The sequence below is a fragment of the Marinomonas dokdonensis genome, assembly GCF_052747885.1.
On the sequence record NZ_JBRAND010000003.1, the window covers coordinates 374,406 to 394,138 of the forward strand.

The window sequence follows — 19,733 nt, forward strand, 5'->3', positions numbered from 1 at the left end:
GTATTCAGCCATAGGGGGATACCCGTTTTTGTTTTCCGGATATCATCTCTATGACAGTAACTTTTCCTAATAAAGGCTTACCTTGGTTGTTAGTCTTGCCACAACTAGTGATCACTTTTATTTTCTTCCTTTGGCCCGCTGAGCAAGCACTAGAGCAAGCTTTTTACCAAGAAGATGCATTTGGGATTAGCCGCGAATTTGTTGGTTTAGATAATTTTCATGAAATCTTTACTGACCCTCTTTATTACCAATCAATTTTAACCACGTTGATTTTTAGTTTTTCCGTTGCCTTTGCAGGGATGGCCATCGCGCTGTTTTTGGCAGTGATGGCAGACCGAGTGATCCGTGGGAAATTGGCTTATCAAACCATGTTGATCTGGCCTTATGCCGTGGCACCTGCCTTAGCTGGTGTGTTGTGGTGGATTCTATTTGACCCGAGTATGGGGCCGATTGCCCTGTGGTTACAAAAACTCGGTATTGATTGGGACCATTATTTGAATGGCAACCAAGCGATGATCTTGGTGGTTATCGCCGCCACGTGGAAACAAATCAGTTATAACTTTCTATTCTTTTTAGCGGGTTTGCAGGCTGTGCCTCGCTCGTTAATCGAAGCCGCTTCCATTGATGGTGCTGGCCCTGCGAAGCGTTTTTGGACCATTGTTTTTCCTATGCTTTCGCCTACCACTTTCTTCTTGTTGGTGATTAATCTGGTATACGCCTTCTTCGAAACCTTCGGGGTAATCGATGCCACCACGAAAGGTGGCCCAGGGCAAAGTACCACCTTGTTGGTTTATAAAGTTTTTGAAGACGGCTTTGTTGGCCTAGACCTTGGTAGTTCAGCCGCTCAGTCTGTGGTGCTAATGGCCATCGTCGGTGTAATGACAGTAATACAGTTCCGCTTTGTGGAGCGTAAGGTGCAGTACTCATGATAGAAAATCGACCTTGGCTAACCTTTATTAGCCACGCCACTTTGTTATTGGGCATTGGCTTAGTTGCCTTGCCTGTTTGGGTAGCGATTGTGGCTTCTACTCATGAAGCCTCTGCCTTTGGGGTTGGCCATATTCCTTTATGGTTCGGTGATGCTGCCGCAGAAACTTGGGGGGCGGTGTTATTCGAAGAAGCAGGCAATGGTATTTCTCAGCCAGTTTGGATGATGATGCTGAACTCTTTGATAATGGCGTTGGGCATTACTTTTGGCAAGATCGCGATCTCTTTGTTATCCGCTTATGCGATTGTGTTTTTCCGCTTTCCACTGCGCACGCTATGTTTTTGGACCATTTTCATGACCCTAATGCTGCCGGTAGAGGTGCGTATAGTGCCGACCTACGAGGTGGTTGCGAATCTTGATTTGTTGAACAGCTACACCGGATTGACCTTGCCATTGATCGCCAGTGCTACGGCTACCTTCTTGTTCCGTCAGTGCTTTTTGAGTATCCCTGGGGAATTGGTAGAAGCCGCACGTATTGATGGTGCCGGTCCAATTCGTTTTTTCTTTGATATTTTGTTGCCCTTATCGCGCACTAATATCGCGGCCTTGTTTGTGATCTTGTTTATCTATGGGTGGAATCAATACTTGTGGCCCTTGTTGATCACCACGGATGATGCCTATTACACCTTGGTAATGAGTATTAAAAGAATGCTGTCTGTAACGGATGGCGATATTGAATGGAACCAGATCATGGCAACAACTTTATTGGCGATGTTACCGCCTGTGGCCGTGGTACTAGGTATGCAGAAATTGTTTGTTAAAGGTTTAGTGGACTCGGAGAAATAGTCATGACAGATGTGGTGTTGAAAAATGTGGGTAAAACCTACCCAAACGGTTACAAGGCGATACCCGATGTCAACTTGTCTATTGAAGAAGGTGAATTCATTGTCCTAGTGGGCCCTTCTGGCTGCGGTAAGTCTACTTTGTTGCGTATGGTGGCAGGTTTAGAAAGCATCACCCAAGGCGAGTTGTTGATCAAAGGCCAAAAGGTGAACGATAAAGAACCGGCTGATCGCGACATTGCCATGGTGTTTCAGAACTACGCTTTGTACCCCCATATGTCCGTGTATGACAACATGGCCTACGGCCTGAAAAATCGCGGTGAAAGTAAAGAAATGATCGCTGATAAAGTTAATAACGTGGCACAAATGCTGGGGCTGGAAGAGCTGTTGCAACGTAAACCAAAACAGCTTTCAGGTGGTCAGCGTCAGCGTGTGGCCATGGGGCGTGCCATGGTACGCGACCCGAAAGTGTTTTTGTTCGATGAGCCTTTGTCGAATCTAGACGCCAAATTACGTGTGCAAATGCGCATGGAAATCCGTCAACTACAGCGCAAGCTTGGCACCACCACTTTATATGTTACCCATGACCAAGTAGAAGCCATGACCTTGGCCGATCGCTTAGTCGTGTTGAACAAAGGCGTTGCGGAACAAATTGGTTCGCCAATGGAGTTGTACGATAAGCCAGAAACCCCTTTTGTGGCGGCGTTTATTGGCTCTCCTTCAATGAACTTATTGGAAGCGAATCTAACCGAGAAGGGCATTACCCTCTCGCCAACACTAAGCTTACCATTGCCTCACGACTATCGCGGTTCGGTGATTTGGGGTATACGTCCTGAGCATTTATTAGTGGTAGAAGAAGCAAACGCTGATTTCGCTTTAGAAGTTCTCGCGGTAGAATCGTTAGGCGCAGAAACACTGGTTCATGGTGTGCTTAAAGACGGTTCAGAAGCCGGAAAAACCTTGGTTGTCCGTATGTCTGGCCCACATAACCCCGCTTTGAATAGCACTTTGTGGTTATCTGCTCCAACAGCCAATTGGCATGTATTCGATGCCATGACACAACGACGTTTGTAACCCTATAGGTAACAGAGAAAATGCAGTTAAACACACGAGTAATGGGCCACCGAGGCGCAGCCATATTAGCCCCAGAAAATACCTTGGCATCGATCAAAGCGGCGGCGGCAGCCGGTGCGAAATGGGTGGAAATTGATGTTTGCCTGATCGCGGAAGGTGGCTTGGTAATCTTCCATGACGATACTTTAGATCGTTGTACTAACGGCCAAGGTATTACTCGTCAGGCATTACCAGAAGCGCTTGCCAAATTAGATGCCGGTAGCTGGTTTGCTCCTGAGTTTAGTAATGAGAAAGTGCCGACATTGTTAGAAGCTTTGGCTTGCATCCAAGAGCTGGGGTTGGGCTTGAATCTCGAGATCAAACACGCGGATACAGATGTTGAAAACATAGTGCCAGCGGTGTTGGCGGTACTGGATGAACATTGGCAAGACAATGAAAAATTGATGATCTCAAGCTTTAACAACCCAGCTTTAGTTATGTGCAAAGAGATAGATGACAGCCGTCATTTGGCTCAATTGTATGAGGACATTCCTGAGCATTGGTTGGCTGATCTTCAAGCCATCAATGCTTACAGCTTGAACTGCGATTATGGTGTGCTCACGCAAGCGCAAGCGCAGGCCGTTAAAGCCGCTGGCTATAAATTGCTTTGCTACACCGCCAACCAAGCGGATTTGGTAACAGAACATTGGCAATGGGGTATGGACGCCGTCATCACGGATGACCCAGGCCAATTTGCAGAATATTTCTAAACACAACTTTAGAGTAGGTGACCCTCTTGGCACTGAGTGAAAGGCAGCATCAAATTTTGAACTGGGTTCAGCAGGAAGATACCTTGCTGGTGGAAGACATGGTGGCCAAATTTGAGGTTTCCTCACAAACCATTCGCAAAGATATTAACCAGCTTGCGGAGCGCCACTTGGTGCGCCGCACGCATGGTGGTATTGCTCCTGTTTCCAGTATTGAAAATCTGCCTTTTGATCATCGCCAGTTTCTTAACGGTGATGCTAAAACGGCCATTGCGGCTCGGGTTGCCGAAGAAATTCCCGATGGGGCGTCTGTGTTTTTGGGCATAGGCACCACAGTGGAATATGTGGCAAAAGCCTTGCTAGGCCACAAAGAGCTGCAAATATTCACCAACAACCTTACCGTTGCCAAAATTTTTAGTGTGACCTCTACGTCTCGAGTTCGTGTCACGGCGGGCAAGTTGCGTCCGCGACATCATGACTTGGTGGGGGAAGACACTCTTGCCAGCTTGCGTCAGTACTATTTTGATTACGGTGTACTGGGCTGCGGTGGCATGGATGAAGTGCAAGGGTTATTGGATTTTGACCCAGAAGAAGCCGCTGTTAGCCGAGTGATCGTTGAGCAAAGCCGCCATAGTTTATTAGTGGCGGATCAGCATAAGTGGGGGCGTAAGGCCATGGCTCGAGTTCATCCTTTTAGTAAAATTGATTGTTTGTACAGCGATTATTTAAGTGACCAGCAGTCACGTTTACTTGCCTCTCAGGGCGTGAAGTTTCAACTTTGTAAGTAGGTTTTATTTATGGCTATTCACCCTTTAACATCGCTCTCACTAGAAGCTCGCCAAAAGATACGTTTTATATTGACGGATGTGGACGACACATTAACTTGGCATGGTCGTTTGCCCGTGGCCGCTTTGTCTGCCTTGAGTGCCCTAGAGCAAGCTGGTGTTAAAGTCATTCCAGTAACTGGCGGTTGTGCTGGGTGGTCAGACATGATGGCGAGAACCCTTCCAGTGAGTGGTGTTATTACAGAAGGAGGCGCCTGTTACATTCATAAAGATGAGCAAGGGCATTTAGATTACCAGTTTTGGCAAGACGAAGCGCAAATGCGCGAAGAAAAGAACAACTTGCTGGCAAAAGTCTCACCTATTCTGGGAGATTATGCGCCGTTAAAATTAGCGCGAGATCAGGACTTTCGCCTGACCGATGTGGCAATTGATTTTGCTCAAGACGTTTCACCCCCAGCCGTCCAAGCGAAAGATAAACTACTTGCACATTTACAGAGCTTAGAGCTCAATGCCAAAGCCAGCTCGATTCATATTAATTTATGTCAGCCAGGTTATGATAAGTTCTCTATGGCAGAACGAGTATTAACGAATCAATATGGCTTGAATGCCGAACAAATGCGCGAGCAGGTTTTGTATGTGGGTGATGCGCCAAATGATGAGAGTATGTTTGCCCGTTTTCCAGTAAGTGTCGGGGTAGCAAATATTATTGATCACCTGCCAAAACTCAAAAATCCACCGACTTTTATTACTCAATCTTTTGGTGGTTTGGGGTTTGCGGAAGTGGCGGATTTTCTTTTGTTAACGAAGCGTTAACAAATCCTAAAAAAACTGACATTTATTAACAAAAGCAAATGGCTTATGTTTGCTTTTGTTGCTCTATATCATGGTTTGTGTCGATCGCGATTAACTCGCCTATGCACTTTCTAAGCTTCAGGTAAAATTCCCTCTATTCCTAACAACTTTTCGTCTGCTAAGTTATTGCCTCCATGAGATCAAACTCTACTATGCTGTAAGTGGCTAACTAATTTGTATCCTAAAGAGGCCATGATGCCAGTAATGTTAAAAATTTGTGTAGTATTTTTATTGAGCTACATATCTTCCGCCAATGCATTTAATTTAATTTTTGCTTCCAATATCCCGAGGCTAACCGAGGTGAATGAAACTCGCTCGTTAGCTAATTTAGGGGGCTTTATTCAAAACAAACGAGCCCAGTCACCGAGTTTTTTTATTCATGGCGGTGATAGCTTGTTTCCAAATGCGCTGTCTGTTTATGACTCTGGTGCTCATATGATTGATGTACTGAATACCATTCAAACGGATGTCTTTTTGGTAAATCAAAGGGAAATGGCAAAAGGTCTGGATCAACTGACATTACGTACAAATGAAGCAGAATTTCCTTTGGTTCTATCCAATGTTTTTGATCAAAGAACATCCGCTAATATCGATGGTATATTGCCTTATTACACCTTGCCCACTCCAATAGGGGATGTGGGTTTTTTAATGCTAATGAGTGAGACAGTAAACAGCACTTACCTGACCGAAGATGTGCTAATTCTCAACCCGATAGAAAGAGCAGAAGCTTTTATTAGTGAGATGCGCAGTCAAGGTATTAGTCATTTTGTGGTTGTAACAGAGCCGGATTTACTAAAGCTGTATCCAGCAGAACTTTTCACCTTTGCAGATATTCTTTTTGTTGCCTCAGAAATTCGTGAAGAAGTTCATCAACATGATGATTTATTAGAAGTATGGGGGGGAGGATCGTCGGGTAATGTGGCGGTAGTAGAATGGCTACCAGACAGCAAGAGAGCGCATTTTGAATCGTATGCTGGAGCCGAAATTATGCCTGAAACAGAGCAAATGATTCAGCGCTATGTAAGTCATTTGGGCGTGGTTTTAGAGCAACCATTGGGCATATTGGTCGCACCTATGGACTCGATGCGAAATAACATCAGAACGCAAGAAAGTGCTTTGGGTAATTTATTTGCAGATGCATTACGTAGCGCCACGAAAACGGATTTTGCCGTGCTGAATAGTGGCGCAATTAGGGGAAATCGACAGTATCGCCAAGGGGAGCAAATAAGCCGTAAAGATATACAAAATGAGCTCCCTTTTGGCGGTGTTGTGCATAAGGTCAAAGTCTTTCCTATAGAGTTAAAGGCTATCATGGAGCACTCATTAAGCGATGTTGCGAATAAGGCTGGGCGCTTTCTACAGGTGTCTGGTTTCGAAGTAGGCTACGATTTATCACGTCCAGTAGGTAAGCGTGTGCTTACTTTAACCTCTGGTGGCCGTCCTTTGGTAAACCGAGAATATTGGTTGGCGATTCCTGATTATATCAAAAATGGTGGGGATGATTACGTCATTGATGCCAGTAAAGTGGCACGAGAAATGAGTAATCAAGACCGCTTTGTCTGGAATATTGTGGCAGATTATCTTGCTTTGGTCGAAGTGCTGGCTCCGAGGTTGGAAGGGCGCTTACGGGAGCAAACTGTGAAAACTGAGATGGCGCAATGATGAGGTGGACTAAACGCTTTTATCATAGTTTGCGATGGCAAATGAACCTAGGCTTGTTGTTATTAACGATGGGCGTTGTTGTTGTGAGCGTTATTTCTTATAACCAGATTAAAAGCTTTGAGAAAAGTGCTCAGTTACAGGCTTCGAATTATATCCCAACGTTAAAAACCTTTACGCATATTGAGCTGACGATAACGCGCTTATCTGAGTTATCCAGCGGTATCAGGAAAAGCGAAGCTAATGTTGAAACCCGAGTGGTGATGACGAATGCTCAGGTGTTAATTGAGGATTTAACCTACAGCCTAAAAATGCTTGAACAAACGCCACAGGTTTTGCAGTTACGTAAGGTGCTGCAGAGCTTATCGCCAAATATGCAATTACTAAGCGAAAAACAGATGGCTTATCATGATTTGGAGCAGCGCTTTAAACGTAAGGTTGAAGAGGCGATTCGATACAGTACGGCGGTTTACACCGCCCAACAGGATACGATTAAAGTAGAAGAGTGGCGTCGCTTGTTGTTGTCATTTGTCAGCTTGTCCAGTAGCGCTCGTCAGTACGAAGTGCGTCGTATTTTGAATCAGATAGAAACCCTTGTTGAAACATTAGAGGACTCGCCTTTAAGCGCCAATCGCGGAGCCGCTCTCGTGTTTGGTAAGCTTCTACATGCTCAGAATGGCATTATTCCCTTGTCTAAAAGTCTCGTCTCATTACGTGCTGAAGTGACAGGTATTGATACTCAAAACAAAATTCTTGTGGGCAATATTGTTGATTATAGCCAAAGAATTTATCAAGAAATTCAAGATCATGTTTCTGCTCAAGCGGATGGTCTTGTTGTAACCACCAATAAAACTAAACAGCAGTTATATGTGATCTTGGTGCTCGAAACGTTATTTTTTATCGCCATTTATGTGTATTGTCGTCGGCATTTATTTGCGCGCCTAACTATGCTGAAAGATCTGGTTTCATCGTCGGAGCATGTCATTGAGGATAAGTTGAAATCGTTTGATCAACGCAATGAAATTGGCAGCTTGGTGTATCAGTTAAGAGACTACCTTGCCACAATCGGTCGTCAGCAGACGCAACTGACTCAAGTGAGTCAGCAAATGCAGGCTGTGGTGAGCCATTCTAAATCCGGTATTGCCGTGTTTAAAGGCACTAAAATATTGTTCAGTAATGCCGCCTTAGAGGATATTTTCCCTAACCTTGAGCTTAAAAATGTTGCTGATCTGCCTGAGGTATTGCAAGTGTTAGCCAAACCTGTGGCCATTGAGGTGGATACGAAAGATGGCTCAATGACCTTGGTTAAGGCCTATTATGATGCGCCGAGTGAGCGTTGGTTTGACGTGATTGGCGTGAATATATTCTGGGGTGACAATGATGCGCTATTGGTCACCTTTATTGATGTTACCGACCGGGAGCAAGCCGCCCAAGCTTATCTTGAGACATTGTCAGAAGTCGAAACGAAAGTTAAGAAGGATGCCTTAACGGGTTTGTATAATCGCAATAAATTTGATCAGGAAATGATCGAAAAGCAAGGTAAAGACTTTGCGATTTTACTTTTTGATATTGATCATTTTAAGGGTTACAACGATACACTAGGGCATTTACAGGGCGATGTAGCCTTAAAAGCCGTGGCGAATGTGATTGCCTCAACCATTAAAGATAGTGGCACAGCAATACGTTATGGTGGTGAAGAGTTTGTGGTAATACTTGATAACGACAGCAAAGATTTGGCGGTTCAAAAGGCAACTGAAATCTTAGAGAATGTCCGAGAGCTTCATGAACCTCACCCTATTTCGGAACATTCCTATGTCACCGTCAGTGGTGGTATAGTGCTAAGTAATGAAATAGCGAACGGTACACCTTTAGAGTGTTTCAAATTGGCCGATAACCGTTTATATGAAGCGAAAGCTTCTGGGCGTAACTGTCTTGCCATGTAATTAGGTTACTATCGACCCAAATCGTCTATTAAATGCTTAGAGGTAAATATGCCGAGTTCTGCTCGTATTTGGCGTCGTCTGATGATGCCTGATGTTGTCCGTCTTCATCGTTATCAAGTCATGCCAGAGCAAGGCCCTAAAATCCTATTCTTCAGTGGTGGTTCTGCCCTCAACAATATTAGTCGAGTACTCAAGCAGTACAGTCATCAATCGATTCATCTCGTCACTCCTTTTGACTCTGGCGGCAGCTCTGCCAAGCTGAGGGCACAATTTGATATGCCAGCGGTGGGGGATTTACGCAGCCGACTGATGGCCTTAGCGGATGAAACCGTGATGGGGCAGCCTGAAGTGTACGATCTGTTTACTCATCGTTTTGCTAAGCAAGCGGATCAGCAAAGCCTGCAAGCAGAACTAGAGCAATTAGTGGTAGGGGAGCACCCATTAATCGCTTGTATTTCAAATCCAATGAAAGCTTTAATCCAAACGCAACTTGCTGTTATGCAAGATAAAATAGATGAAAGTTTTGATCTACAAGGGGCGAGTATAGGTAACCTAATTATCGCTGGTGGTTATCTAAATAACTTACAGCAGCTCGATCCCATCGTGTTTCTTTTTTCTCGATTAACCCAAACCCTTGGGGAAGTGAAAACCACAGTAGATGCGCCTTTCCATTTAGGGGTGGCATTAGAAAATGGCGATATTGTATTAGGTCAACACAACATTACCGCTAAAGAAACCAGTGAACTGATTGCGCCGATTCAACGTATTTGGTTGAACAAAGGACTAAAGAGGCAGCAGCCAATTAATCAGGTCATCGCAGAAGACAGAATCGAGCTGATTAATAGTGCCGAATTGATTTGTTATCCACCCGGCAGTTTCTTTAGTAGCTTAATTGCCAATTTATTACCGCAAGGGGTGGGCACGGCTATTTGTCAAAACGCTAACCCGAAAGTCTATGTCCCCAATTTAGGTACGGACCCTGAGCAATTAGGTTATACTTTAATGACACAGGTAAAAACCTTAACTGGTATCGTGTTGGAAGATGCTTCTCAACTTGAGAAAGGTTTTGGTGCTTTAGATTATTTACTGATAGATGACCGCTATGATTATGGTTACATTGATCAAACTTATTTGAGTGAATTAGGGGTGCAAGTTATTAAAACCCCACTAATCAAAGACCAACCTGAAGAATACGATGAGACATTATTGGTGGAAGCCCTATTGTCTCTTACATAATAAATTCAGTGTAAATAAAATCACCAAAAGGACTCGATAAATAACAAGGCTGTTAGTGAAATTGTATTTTGTTACTTGAATTCGCCGAGTTTTAATAAGACGAATGGGAATGCTGCATGAGTACAAAAGTACTAATTTGTGACGATTCAAAAATAGCACGAAAACAGCTGACTAAAATGCTGCCTGCTGATTGGGATATTGAGCTTGAATATGCCCAAGATGGACAGGAGGCCTTAGATTTTATTGCATCTAATCCGGTCGATATTCTTTTTCTAGACCTGAACATGCCAGTGAAAGATGGCTACCAAACCCTTGAAGCACTTCAAAACTTCCCTTCTATGCCCAATGTGATCGTTGTCTCTGGCGATGTTCAGCCTAAAGCCGTGCAACGAGTAAAAGACATGGGGGCGGTCGCTTTTATGAAAAAGCCTGCCCTTGCTGACGCCTTACGAGACACGCTGTTGTCATTAGGTCTGTATTCCAAGGCTAAGACAACTGAGAAGACTTCTTCTGCAGTAACTCGCTCTGTGGTCGATGATTTTAGCCTTTCCGATGGCCTTCAAGAGGTTTCTAACATCGCAATGGGGCGTGCTGCCAGCGTATTGGCCGACATGCTTAATGTCTTCATTAAGTTGCCTGTCCCCAATGTCAATATTCTCGAAGTTGGTGAGCTGCAAATGGCGCTGGATTATGGCGTCAAAGGCGATAGCTGTTCTGCGATATCCCAAGGCTTTGTGGGTTCTGGTATCGCTTTTGAAACCTTGCTGATTTTTAGTGATTCCAGCTTTCCTGACATGGCTAAGCTGCTGGGCGTTACCGAAGAGATTACCCAAGAAATAGAAACCGAATTATTAATGGATGTAACCTCTGTGCTGGTGGGCCCCTTTATGGCCGCTATTGGTAAGCAATTGAATATTGATTTTAGTCATAGCCATCCTGTGTTGTTAGGTCAGCATGTCAAAATTCCCGATATTATTAATGTGAAAAAAGCCACTTGGAAACGTACCCTGGCTGTAGAGATCGTTTATGAGGTAGAAAACTATCAAATCAGCTGTGATTTGATGCTGTTGTTTACAGAAGACTCCGTACCCACCTTAGAAAACCTGCTGTCTTTTTTAGTGGAGGAAGATGAATGAGCGATGACGCGGAAGGCCTAATTGACCTGCATTGGATGTTCGATATGCTGCATCATATTGATGTGGGCTTAGTGGTGCTGGATAAAGACTATAAAGTACAGCTGTGGAACAGCTTTATGGAAAATCACAGTGGAGTGAGCTCTTCTATTGCCAAGCAGCAATCGTTGTTTTCATTATTCCCAGACTTGAACACTGGCTGGTTACATCAAAAATTAGATAATGTATTTGGTCTAAGCACGCCGATCTTTATCGCTTGGGAACAGCGCCCTCATTTGTTTCCATTCAAGAGTTACCGACCTATTACGAGCATTGCCGATAAAATGTATCAGAACGTCGCTATCCGTCCCATCTCAAGCCCAGATGGCAAAGCCAAGCACCTTTGTATGGTGGTATATGACGTGACGGATGTGGCGACAAACAAGATAGCCTTAACAACCCTGAATGATAAGCTTTCATCCTAAGGGTTGGTTAAGGGAAAAGTCGGTTGTTAGTAAAGCTCACTGAGTGCTTCGGCTGCTTTGTCTCCAAACAAACATTCACCCTCTGGGTCAATGAGAACTCGCCCAATCATAGCCTCACGACCTAGCAGCATGCGATAGCCCATGCTGTCACGGTCTGTCAGAGTTACTTCTACCTGCCAAGTATGTTCCCCAAGGGTAAGCAAGGTTTGGATGACAGGGCGCTTCTCCTTGTCTCCACTTGAACTCTTGATGACACGATGATCTAGGATCCTTTCTTCACACTGTACTTTTGTCTTGCGGTTCTTTTGCAGAGGGTGCACATCGAACTTAACCCAGTGTTCACCATCTCGCTTAAACTTCTTAATATTGATGGCGTGTAAAGAGGAGGTTTTAGCGCCTGAGTCTACCCTTGCTTTCACTGCAGGGATTGCTAAGGAAGGAAATGCGCACCATTCCTCACAGCCGATAATCATTTTGGAGTTGGTCGAGCTCATACAATATCACCCTTAATCAGTTGTTAGGTGGCATACCATGGACAACAAGCAACAGCCACTTTATCTTGGAGTGCTTTATAGCTTAAAAGCTCTTTGGCGTTAAGTTTTTTATTATGTAAAAAGTGATAATTTGTCTTGCTGAATTGTCAGCATAAACACAAACTATTGTAATCATATTTTGTGAAGCTAATATGTGCCTACAAGTTTAATGTTTTGGAGTAATGAATGAATGGCCAACTGATACAAGAGTTGGAAGAACTGGGTGGTGAAATTCATCCAGCGAGCCTTAAAAAATGTGACGAAATCGTCATAGATCAGCCAGGTTTTAGTGCTCGTATAGCATTATGGGGCGGTCATTTAGAAAGCTTCGTTCCTGCCGGTCAGGAAGACTTGTTGTTTCAGTCGGACAACAGTGGTGGCAAAGGACGCTTTGGTCGCCGCCATTTTGGTGTGCCTGTTTGCTGGCCTTGGTTTGGCGCACATCAGTCCGACGAAGATTTCCCTGCTCATGGTTTGGCGCGCTATTTCCGCTGGCAGTTTGTCGAAACAGGCCGATTTAAAAATGGCGATGTAAAGATCGTTTTGCGCCTCGCCTCGGAAGACCACCCGCTAATCGAAGAAATGTGGCCACAAGCCTTTGAGCTACGTCAGGTGTTTCGTTTCTCCAGTGAAGGCTTCAGCGTTAACTTCTCTGCAGCTAACTTATCCGCTGAACCTATGGTGATTAGCGAAGCCCTGCATACCTATTTCAAAGTAGGCAGCAGCCAAATGGCGGAAGTGCATGGCTTAGAAAAAGTGAACTTTGTTGATAAATTCGACGAAAGTAAGACGAAAAGCCATAAAACGCCTGTGAACCCATGTGAATATATGGATCGTGTTTATCTCTCTGCACCTAACGAATGTGAGATACATGACCCTGTTCTGCAGCGTAAGCTTTTAATCAGTGATAAAGGCAGCGCCAGTACTGTATTGTGGAATCCAGGTCCTGAGTTATCGAAAAAGCGTAAGGATATGGAAGACGATGACTACCAACATTTCGTCTGCGTAGAAACGGCTAATGCATTGGATGACGGCTATACGATTGAGCCTGGTGGTATTCACCAGTTAAAACTAAATGTGAGTGTGGTGCCTTTCGAGCAAGCCTAATCTAGTTTTAGTTGATAATAAAAAGCCGCTTCAAGTTGAAGCGGCTTTTTGATTTTTGCGGATAAGGTCGGGTTAATCTAGGTTGTATTCCATGATTAACGGCGCGTGATCGGAAAAACGCTGACCCTTGTACACACTACCACCTTGAATCAGATTTTTAAGCCCTGGCGTGGTGATCTGGTAATCTAGTCGACCACCTTCATCAAGCTTCCAAGCGCGCTCGTAATCTGGCCACCAAGTGTATTGCTTATCTTGTTTATTGACCTGACGGAACGCATCTATGTATTCCAGCTCGTTGAAGATTTCATTAATCCACTTACGCTCTTCTGGTAAGAAACCAGAGTTGCGCTGATTCACAAACCAGCTGCTCACATCAATGGGCGAGCGCGCCACATTGGCGGTGCCGCAAAAGATAAACTCGCGGCGCTTACGGCGGGTTTTGATCAAATGATTCTTAAAGCCTTCCATGAAGCGATATTTGTGCTCTTGCAGTGCTTCTTCATGGTTTGAACCATGAGGTGTTAGAAAGGCACCAATGCTGACCTTTTCAAAGTCCGCTTGAATAAAACGTCCTTCAAAGTCGCACTCAGGGAACCCCATGCCAGTCATAATAGCTTTTGGCATGGTTTTACAATAAATCGCTACACCTGCTTGCTCTGGATCCTCCATGGAGTCAAAGAAATAGGTGTTGTAACCTGCAGGGAAGAAAACACTGTCATTCAAAGTGCGTTCATCCGCTTGCACGTCTTGTAAACAGACGACATCAGGGTCCTGACGTACCATCCATTCAAAAAAGCCGCGATCGGCTGCTTGTCTTATACCGTTTAGATTAAGGCTGATGACCTTCATTTCTGGTCCCTACAATTCCTAGCCGTGTGTTATATTAGCGCCTATTCCAATGTTAGCATGGCTTCGCTGGTTTTAGGCGGCGCTTTGTTGTGTATTTTATTATCTTTCTGGAGTCAGCATGAAACCGTACCAAAGAGACTTTATCGAATTCGCCATTGAACAAAACGTATTGCGCTTTGGCGAATTTACGCTTAAATCTGGCCGTGTTAGCCCATATTTTTTCAATGCTGGCCTGTTTAATTCAGGGCAGGCATTGGCCAAATTAGGGCGCTTTTATGCAGCCGCATTAATGGAAGCAAATGTTCCATTCGATGTTCTTTTTGGTCCTGCTTATAAAGGCATTCCCCTAGCGACCACAACGGCGGTTGCTTTGTTCGAACATCATCAAGTAGATACACCATACGTATTCAACCGCAAAGAAGCAAAGGCTCACGGTGAAGGTGGTTCTCTTGTTGGTGCTCCGTTGGCTGGCAACGTCATGATTATTGACGATGTTATTACCGCTGGAACCGCCATTCGTGAAGTCATGTCTATTATCCAAGACGCTGAAGCGGCACCTGCTGGTGTACTTATCGCCCTTGACCGTCAAGAAAGAGGCCAAGGCGAACTTTCAGCGATCCAAGAAGTGGAACGTGACTTCTCTATGCCTGTTATCAGTATTGTTAGCTTGAACGATATCATGACCTACTTGGCTGAACAGGCTTCCCCTGAATTTGCCAACCACTTAGAGGCGGTCAAAAGCTACCGTCAACAATACGGCATTTAATTGTTTTCGTTAGGCTTTTTTAGATTTTAAAAAAGCCTAACGATTTAACATCAAGTTTTGTGCCAACACTGCCCATTGCTCAGACCAAGCAGTTGTTGGCTTCACTTTGAACTCACTGCGCACATAGTGACGAATCTTACCTTCCGCAACCGCCACTAAAAAATCCGCACAAGGGGCAACCCCCATGGCAGGTCTTAGGCCCTGTTTTAAGTCAGCTTCGCGCATTAGTTGCTTCAATTGAGTTTCAATGCGATCAAATAATTGAGCAATACGGACACGTAAACGTTCCGTTTCGCCAGCCAAAGCATCCGCTGTTAATAGTCGGCACATACCTGGGTTTTGTTCAGCAAAATGAAGTATTAGCGTCAGTATCATTTCGATGCGCACTTTTACGTCACTTTCTTCTTGCAGAATGCGATTGATGCGCGAAAAGAGACTCTCTTCAATAAACTCGATTAAACCCTCGAACATCTTGGCTTTGCTGGGAAAATGGCGGTAAAGGGCGGCTTCAGACACACCTACCTGCTTAGCAAGAGCCGCGGTCGTGATGCGTGCTCCAAGGCTGTTTTCTAGCATTTGTGCCAGTGCTTGCAGTATTTGAGTGCGACGATCGTTTTTCTTATTGCTCATTTTTATGTCCAGTTTTAAGCCAAGGTGAAAAAATTGTTTAAAACGCGTGTGTTACGGATTTAGACTTTGTTCGCATTAGAAATAAGGGTGCCAACACCTTTGTCAGTGAAGATTTCTAACAAAGTGGCGTGTGGGACTCGGCCATCAATAATAATGGCACTGGTAACCCCTGCATTTACTGCAGACAAAGCACAGCTAATTTTCGGTAACATGCCGCCATAAATTGTGCCGTCAGCGATCAATGCGTCCACTTGAGCTGTGCTAAGGCCAGTTAAGACATTACCTGACTTATCTTGAACCCCTGAAATATTGGTCAACAGCATGAGCTTTTCAGCGCCCACTGCTTCAGCCACTTTACCCGCGACTAGGTCTGCATTGATGTTGTATGCATTGCCTTGGTCATCCACCCCGATTGGGGCAATGACAGGAATAAAGTCACTGTGTTCTAGTTGTTTCAATATGCTGGTGTCGATATGAGAGACTTCACCCACGTGGCCGATGTCGACCTGTTCTGGAGTGTCCATGTCTTCACTTTGATGTTTTACGAAGAGTTTCTTAGCTTTAATAAAGTGGCTATCTTTACCTGTGATACCTATGGCTTTGCCGCCCGCTTCACAGATCAGATTAACGATCTCTTTATTCACTTGTCCGCCGAGAATCATTTCCACAACGTCCATTGTGGCCGTGTCTGTTACTCGCATACCGTTGATAAATTTTGACTCGATATTAAGCTTGCTGAGCATGTCGCCAATTTGTGGGCCGCCACCGTGAACAACAATAGGATGAATGCCAACGGCTTTCATAAGAACTATGTCGCGAGCAAAGCCTGCTTGTAGTTTTTCATCAGTCATGGCGTTGCCGCCATATTTGATCACAATTGTTTTGCCTGCAAAGCGTTGAATATAAGGCAGCGATTCGCTTAATACCTTAGCGACATCTAAAGCAGGTTCACGTGAAAGTGTCACGAAATGGATACTCCTGTAATTGATAGTAAATACGTCTTTACAAAAAAATAGCGTGGCTAATTTTTAATGCGTTGGTGTTGGCTTGCTTGGTAAATGTATGGCTACGACTGAGGGGTAGCGTATGTAAGCAACCACTTATGGCGAAAATAATAACGTGAAGTTGGCGGATTAACTATATAAATTTGTATGAAAATTACCAAATTTAGTAGGAAGAGTGGAAATGAAATGTCATCTTTTATATATAGATGAGGGAATGTGTTACAAGTGCCAGAAAAGGTGAAATAAAATCACCTTTTCTGGCTTTTTGTTACTTGGTTCCTGTATGTCCAAAACCACCTTCGCCACGTTCAGTGCTTTCAAATTCACTGACGATATCAAATTCAGCTTGTACCACTGGGACCAAAACAAGTTGTGCAACGCGCTCACCCGGCTCAATCGTGAAAGTGGTGTTGCCACGGTTCCAGCAAGAAACCATCAGTTCGCCTTGGTAATCGGAATCGATTAAACCCACAAGGTTACCTAGCACTATGCCGTGTTTGTGGCCCAAACCAGAACGAGGCAAGATAGTCGCCGCTAAGTTGGCATCCTGAATATAAATGGCCAGTCCAGTAGGGAGTAGAGTGGTTTCACCTGGGGCAAGCTCAATGGCTTCATCAAGGCAGGCCCGTAAATCTAACCCCGCAGAACCTTCGGTTGCGTAAGTGGGTAATGGGATTTCTTTGCCAATCTTGTCGTTAAGAATTTTTAACTGAATTGCTTGTTTCATAATCTACTCTTGTTCACCAATGGTTTAGGATGATTGGGTGTATTCATAAATGTGCTGCACTAATAGGGCGGCCAAATCAGCTTTCGATGCTTTGTCGGGTGCCCATGTTTGTTGTTTGGTAATGACGGTGACCTGATTCTGGTCCTGATTAAAGCCGATATCCTGACGGGATACGTCGTTGGCGATAATCATATCCAGCCCTTTGCGCTGTAATTTACCTTGAGCATACTCAATAACATTTTGCGTTTCTGCGGCAAATCCTACCATGCATTTTGCGCTTTGCGTGGAGGCGAGAGTGGCGATGATGTCTGGGTTTTTCACTAGGGTTAATTGCAGTTCGTCACTGTCACTTTGTTTCTTCATTTTTTGGGTGTTTTCGACTTTCATCTTAAAGTCCGCCACGGCGGCGGCCCCAATGAAAACATCCGCTTGTTTGTTCATGGCGTTTTGACAGGCCGCAAGCATATCGTCCGCACTTTTTACCGCCACAAGATTGATTCCTGCTGGAGGGGGGAGCTGAACGGGGCCACTAATGAGGGTTACGTGAGCGCCACGTTTCTGGGCGGCTTTCGCGAGGGAATAACCCATTTTACCTGAGCTATGATTGCTGATATAGCGAACGGGATCGATCGCTTCCATGGTCGGCCCTGCCGTAATCACCCAATGCTGGCCGGAAAAATCTTGCTGAATTTGTGTGCCAAGAAAATGTTCTTCAATGGCTTGGAATATGTCTGCAGGCTCACTCATACGGCCAGGGCCAATATCGCCACACGCTTGTGCACCATCCGCGGGGCCAACGCTTAGCACACCTCGGTTGGTGAGTATTTTAGCGTTGTCTTGTGTCGCTGGGTGACGCCACATGGCTTGGTTCATGGCGGGCGCCATTAGTACCGGAGCATCCGTGGCCAAGCACAAGGTGGTTAATAGGTCGTTGGCCATGCCTTGTGCGTAGCGGGCCATAAAGTCGGCAGAAGCTGGCGCAATAAGAATAAGGTCAGCCCATTTTGCCAGCTCGATATGCCCCATACCTGATTCAGCGCTAGGGTCTAATATGGTGGTTCTGACTGGGTTGCCAGATACAGCTTGTAAGGTCATTTCTGTGACGAATGCTTTGGCGCCTTCAGTCAGTACTACCTGAACTTGAGCACCGGCTTTGGTAAGTAGGCGAATAACTTCTATGCTTTTATAGGCAGCGATGCCGCCAGTTATCCCTAATAGAACTTTTTTGTGGGTAAGGTTTGACATAAAAAGCGTCTCATAATGGCGATGGTCGTGGTCTCAGGGCATTGAGCGTGAGACCAAGACGCAAAAAATTAATATCTGCAAGATTATCATGGATCATGGATCAAGGAGTAGATCATGAGCATTAAGCATTGGCCCGAGCAAGAACGACCCCGAGAAAAGCTTATTCAGCATGGTGCAGGGGCGTTAAGTGATGCGGAGCTGTTAGCTATTTTCCTACGCACTGGCACTCAGGGGCTTAGCGCGGTAGAACTTGCACGCCGTTTATTGACCCACTTTGGCGGCTTACGTTCCCTGCTTTCAGCCACTAAAGATGAATTTTGTCAGGGTTTAGGGCTTGGGGATGCCAAATACAGTCAACTGCAAGCCGTTTTAGAAATGTCGAAGCGGCATTTGCAGGAAGAGCTTATGCGAGCCGATGTGTTTAATAGTGCCGAGCAAGTGCGCATATATCTTTCCTCCCAATTACGTCATGTACCAAGGGAAGTGTTTGCTGTGTTGTTTTTGGACTCCCAACACCGGCTGATTCGCTATCAAGAGTTATTTATGGGCACGATCGATGCTGCAGCGGTTTACCCACGAGAAGTGGTGAAGGCCGCATTACAATATAACGCCGCAGCCGTTATTCTTGCACACAATCACCCAAGTGGTGTTGCAGAACCTAGTCAGGCAGACATAGCAATCACCGCCCGCATTGGTGATGCTCTAAAGCTTGTAGATGTTCGAATGCTAGATCATTTTGTTGTGGGAGATGGTGACCCAGTGTCACTGGCGGAAAGGGGGTTGCTGTAGATGTAGGCGAAATTGATCATTTTTTAACAAATAGTTTGCCCAATCCATAAGCTTATGGGAGAATACGCGCCGCTATAACCTCGGTACGGGATTTTTTTGATTCATAAGGAATCATGCTCCGCCTGAGGAAGTGAAAGCACACTTCCAATAATCTTCTGGATAGCAAAAGGTATTTAAATATGTCTCGCGTATGTCAAGTTACTGGGAAACGTCCTGTTACAGGTAATAACGTTTCTCACTCAAAGCGTCGTACTAAGCGTCGTTTTCTTCCAAACCTTCACTGGCACCGTTTTTGGGTCGAAGGTGAAAACCGCTACATCCGTTTACGTGTATCTTCTAAAGGTATGCGTATTATCGATAAAAAAGGTATTGAATCAGTTCTTGCTGAAATTCGTGCCAACGGCGAAAAAGTATAAGGATC

21 protein-coding genes are annotated in these 19,733 nt (G+C 44.9%); 15 read left to right on the forward strand and 6 right to left on the reverse strand.

The features are described from left to right. Positions 1-50: 50 nt before the first annotated feature. From ugpA to ACUM5Y_RS09580, 11 genes are all read left to right on the forward strand, one after another. A complete protein-coding gene (gene ugpA, locus ACUM5Y_RS09530) occupies positions 51-929 on the forward strand; it encodes a sn-glycerol-3-phosphate ABC transporter permease UgpA (RefSeq protein WP_445976643.1) in 879 nt (292 codons plus the stop codon). Next, positions 926-1,774, forward strand: coding sequence for a sn-glycerol-3-phosphate ABC transporter permease UgpE (gene ugpE / locus ACUM5Y_RS09535; protein ID WP_445976644.1), 849 nt, complete (start codon positions 926-928; stop codon positions 1,772-1,774). Before ugpA ends, ugpE begins: the two co-directional genes overlap by 4 nt. 2 nt (positions 1,775-1,776) lie before the next feature. Then, positions 1,777-2,844, forward strand: coding sequence for a sn-glycerol-3-phosphate ABC transporter ATP-binding protein UgpC (ugpC, locus tag ACUM5Y_RS09540; RefSeq protein ID WP_445976645.1), 1,068 nt, complete (start codon positions 1,777-1,779; stop codon positions 2,842-2,844). A gap of 20 nt (positions 2,845-2,864) precedes the next feature. After that, on the forward strand, positions 2,865-3,593 hold the full coding sequence (locus ACUM5Y_RS09545) for a glycerophosphodiester phosphodiesterase family protein (RefSeq protein ID WP_445976646.1): 729 nt from the start codon (positions 2,865-2,867) through the stop codon (positions 3,591-3,593). Between the two features lie 26 nt (positions 3,594-3,619). Further along, positions 3,620-4,378, forward strand: a complete 759-nt coding sequence (locus ACUM5Y_RS09550; protein ID WP_445976647.1) for a DeoR/GlpR family DNA-binding transcription regulator — start codon at positions 3,620-3,622, stop codon at positions 4,376-4,378. Positions 4,379-4,387: 9 nt separating this feature from the next. Then, positions 4,388-5,188, forward strand: coding sequence for an HAD-IIB family hydrolase (locus ACUM5Y_RS09555; protein WP_445976648.1), 801 nt, complete (start codon positions 4,388-4,390; stop codon positions 5,186-5,188). A 339-nt stretch (positions 5,189-5,527) separates the two neighbouring features. Beyond that, positions 5,528-6,889 (forward strand): bifunctional metallophosphatase/5'-nucleotidase, encoded by a 1,362-nt coding sequence (locus ACUM5Y_RS09560; RefSeq protein WP_445976649.1) that lies wholly within the window; start codon positions 5,528-5,530, stop codon positions 6,887-6,889. Further along, positions 6,886-8,829 (forward strand): diguanylate cyclase, encoded by a 1,944-nt coding sequence (locus ACUM5Y_RS09565; RefSeq protein ID WP_445976650.1) that lies wholly within the window; start codon positions 6,886-6,888, stop codon positions 8,827-8,829. Before ACUM5Y_RS09560 ends, ACUM5Y_RS09565 begins: the two co-directional genes overlap by 4 nt. A 48-nt stretch (positions 8,830-8,877) precedes the next feature. Beyond that, positions 8,878-10,065 carry a GAK system CofD-like protein gene (locus tag ACUM5Y_RS09570; RefSeq protein ID WP_445976651.1) on the forward strand — a complete coding sequence of 396 codons (1,188 nt, stop codon included), beginning with the start codon at positions 8,878-8,880 and terminating at the stop codon, positions 10,063-10,065. A gap of 116 nt (positions 10,066-10,181) precedes the next feature. Next, entirely contained in the window at positions 10,182-11,201 is a 1,020-nt protein-coding gene (locus ACUM5Y_RS09575) for a response regulator (RefSeq protein WP_445976652.1), read from the forward strand. Next, a complete protein-coding gene (locus ACUM5Y_RS09580; protein WP_445976653.1) occupies positions 11,198-11,662 on the forward strand; it encodes a PAS domain-containing protein in 465 nt (154 codons plus the stop codon). Before ACUM5Y_RS09575 ends, ACUM5Y_RS09580 begins: the two co-directional genes overlap by 4 nt. Before the next feature lie 26 nt (positions 11,663-11,688). Here the strand turns inward: ACUM5Y_RS09580 and ACUM5Y_RS09585 are convergent, their stop codons facing one another. Next, a complete protein-coding gene (locus tag ACUM5Y_RS09585) occupies positions 11,689-12,156 on the reverse strand; it encodes an ATP-dependent zinc protease family protein (protein ID WP_445976654.1) in 468 nt (155 codons plus the stop codon). Between the two features lie 225 nt (positions 12,157-12,381). Here ACUM5Y_RS09585 and ACUM5Y_RS09590 point away from each other — a divergent pair, with 225 nt between their 5' ends. Beyond that, entirely contained in the window at positions 12,382-13,302 is a 921-nt protein-coding gene (locus ACUM5Y_RS09590; RefSeq protein ID WP_445976655.1) for a D-hexose-6-phosphate mutarotase, read from the forward strand. Positions 13,303-13,374: 72 nt separating this feature from the next. Here the strand turns inward: ACUM5Y_RS09590 and ACUM5Y_RS09595 are convergent, their stop codons facing one another. Continuing rightward, entirely contained in the window at positions 13,375-14,151 is a 777-nt protein-coding gene (locus tag ACUM5Y_RS09595; protein ID WP_445976656.1) for an exodeoxyribonuclease III, read from the reverse strand. 118 nt (positions 14,152-14,269) lie between these two features. Between ACUM5Y_RS09595 and pyrE the strand changes: the two genes are divergently transcribed. Continuing rightward, positions 14,270-14,917 carry an orotate phosphoribosyltransferase gene (gene pyrE, locus ACUM5Y_RS09600; protein WP_445976657.1) on the forward strand — a complete coding sequence of 216 codons (648 nt, stop codon included), beginning with the start codon at positions 14,270-14,272 and terminating at the stop codon, positions 14,915-14,917. Positions 14,918-14,953: 36 nt separating this feature from the next. Here pyrE and slmA read toward each other — a convergent pair whose 3' ends face one another. From slmA to coaBC, 4 genes are all read right to left on the reverse strand, one after another. Further along, positions 14,954-15,547: a nucleoid occlusion factor SlmA gene (slmA, locus tag ACUM5Y_RS09605; RefSeq protein WP_445976658.1), complete on the reverse strand. Its 594-nt coding sequence runs from the start codon at positions 15,545-15,547 to the stop codon at positions 14,954-14,956. A 59-nt stretch (positions 15,548-15,606) separates the two neighbouring features. Continuing rightward, entirely contained in the window at positions 15,607-16,512 is a 906-nt protein-coding gene (argB, locus tag ACUM5Y_RS09610; RefSeq protein ID WP_445976659.1) for an acetylglutamate kinase, read from the reverse strand. A 307-nt stretch (positions 16,513-16,819) separates the two neighbouring features. Beyond that, positions 16,820-17,278: a dUTP diphosphatase gene (dut, locus tag ACUM5Y_RS09615; protein ID WP_445976660.1), complete on the reverse strand. Its 459-nt coding sequence runs from the start codon at positions 17,276-17,278 to the stop codon at positions 16,820-16,822. 24 nt (positions 17,279-17,302) lie between these two features. Then, a complete protein-coding gene (gene coaBC, locus ACUM5Y_RS09620; RefSeq protein WP_445976661.1) occupies positions 17,303-18,523 on the reverse strand; it encodes a bifunctional phosphopantothenoylcysteine decarboxylase/phosphopantothenate--cysteine ligase CoaBC in 1,221 nt (406 codons plus the stop codon). Between the two features lie 114 nt (positions 18,524-18,637). On the opposite strand from coaBC, the gene radC reads away from it, so the two are divergent. Together radC and rpmB are read left to right on the forward strand one after the other, a co-directional pair. Further along, positions 18,638-19,312, forward strand: coding sequence for a RadC family protein (gene radC, locus ACUM5Y_RS09625; RefSeq protein ID WP_445976662.1), 675 nt, complete (start codon positions 18,638-18,640; stop codon positions 19,310-19,312). A 179-nt stretch (positions 19,313-19,491) separates the two neighbouring features. Next, positions 19,492-19,728, forward strand: coding sequence for a 50S ribosomal protein L28 (gene rpmB / locus ACUM5Y_RS09630; RefSeq protein ID WP_063332439.1), 237 nt, complete (start codon positions 19,492-19,494; stop codon positions 19,726-19,728). Positions 19,729-19,733 lie beyond the last annotated feature (5 nt).

Bases quoted from the DNA above. Each gene is read 5' to 3' on its own strand.
- ugpA (WP_445976643.1), top strand. From the start codon at position 51: ATGACAGTAACTTTTCCTAATAAAGGCTTACCTTGGTTGTTAGTCTTG.
- ugpE (WP_445976644.1), top strand. From the start codon at position 926: ATGATAGAAAATCGACCTTGGCTAACCTTTATTAGCCACGCCACTTTG.
- ugpC (WP_445976645.1), top strand. From the start codon at position 1,777: ATGACAGATGTGGTGTTGAAAAATGTGGGTAAAACCTACCCAAACGGT.
- ACUM5Y_RS09545 (WP_445976646.1), top strand. From the start codon at position 2,865: ATGCAGTTAAACACACGAGTAATGGGCCACCGAGGCGCAGCCATATTA.
- ACUM5Y_RS09555 (WP_445976648.1), top strand. From the start codon at position 4,388: ATGGCTATTCACCCTTTAACATCGCTCTCACTAGAAGCTCGCCAAAAG.
- ACUM5Y_RS09565 (WP_445976650.1), top strand. From the start codon at position 6,886: ATGATGAGGTGGACTAAACGCTTTTATCATAGTTTGCGATGGCAAATG.
- ACUM5Y_RS09570 (WP_445976651.1), top strand. From the start codon at position 8,878: ATGCCGAGTTCTGCTCGTATTTGGCGTCGTCTGATGATGCCTGATGTT.
- ACUM5Y_RS09575 (WP_445976652.1), top strand. From the start codon at position 10,182: ATGAGTACAAAAGTACTAATTTGTGACGATTCAAAAATAGCACGAAAA.
- ACUM5Y_RS09580 (WP_445976653.1), top strand. From the start codon at position 11,198: ATGAGCGATGACGCGGAAGGCCTAATTGACCTGCATTGGATGTTCGAT.
- ACUM5Y_RS09585 (WP_445976654.1), bottom strand. From the start codon at position 12,156: ATGAGCTCGACCAACTCCAAAATGATTATCGGCTGTGAGGAATGGTGC.
- ACUM5Y_RS09590 (WP_445976655.1), top strand. From the start codon at position 12,382: ATGAATGGCCAACTGATACAAGAGTTGGAAGAACTGGGTGGTGAAATT.
- ACUM5Y_RS09595 (WP_445976656.1), bottom strand. From the start codon at position 14,151: ATGAAGGTCATCAGCCTTAATCTAAACGGTATAAGACAAGCAGCCGAT.
- pyrE (WP_445976657.1), top strand. From the start codon at position 14,270: ATGAAACCGTACCAAAGAGACTTTATCGAATTCGCCATTGAACAAAAC.
- slmA (WP_445976658.1), bottom strand. From the start codon at position 15,547: ATGAGCAATAAGAAAAACGATCGTCGCACTCAAATACTGCAAGCACTG.
- dut (WP_445976660.1), bottom strand. From the start codon at position 17,278: ATGAAACAAGCAATTCAGTTAAAAATTCTTAACGACAAGATTGGCAAA.
- coaBC (WP_445976661.1), bottom strand. From the start codon at position 18,523: ATGTCAAACCTTACCCACAAAAAAGTTCTATTAGGGATAACTGGCGGC.
- radC (WP_445976662.1), top strand. From the start codon at position 18,638: ATGAGCATTAAGCATTGGCCCGAGCAAGAACGACCCCGAGAAAAGCTT.
- rpmB (WP_063332439.1), top strand. From the start codon at position 19,492: ATGTCTCGCGTATGTCAAGTTACTGGGAAACGTCCTGTTACAGGTAAT.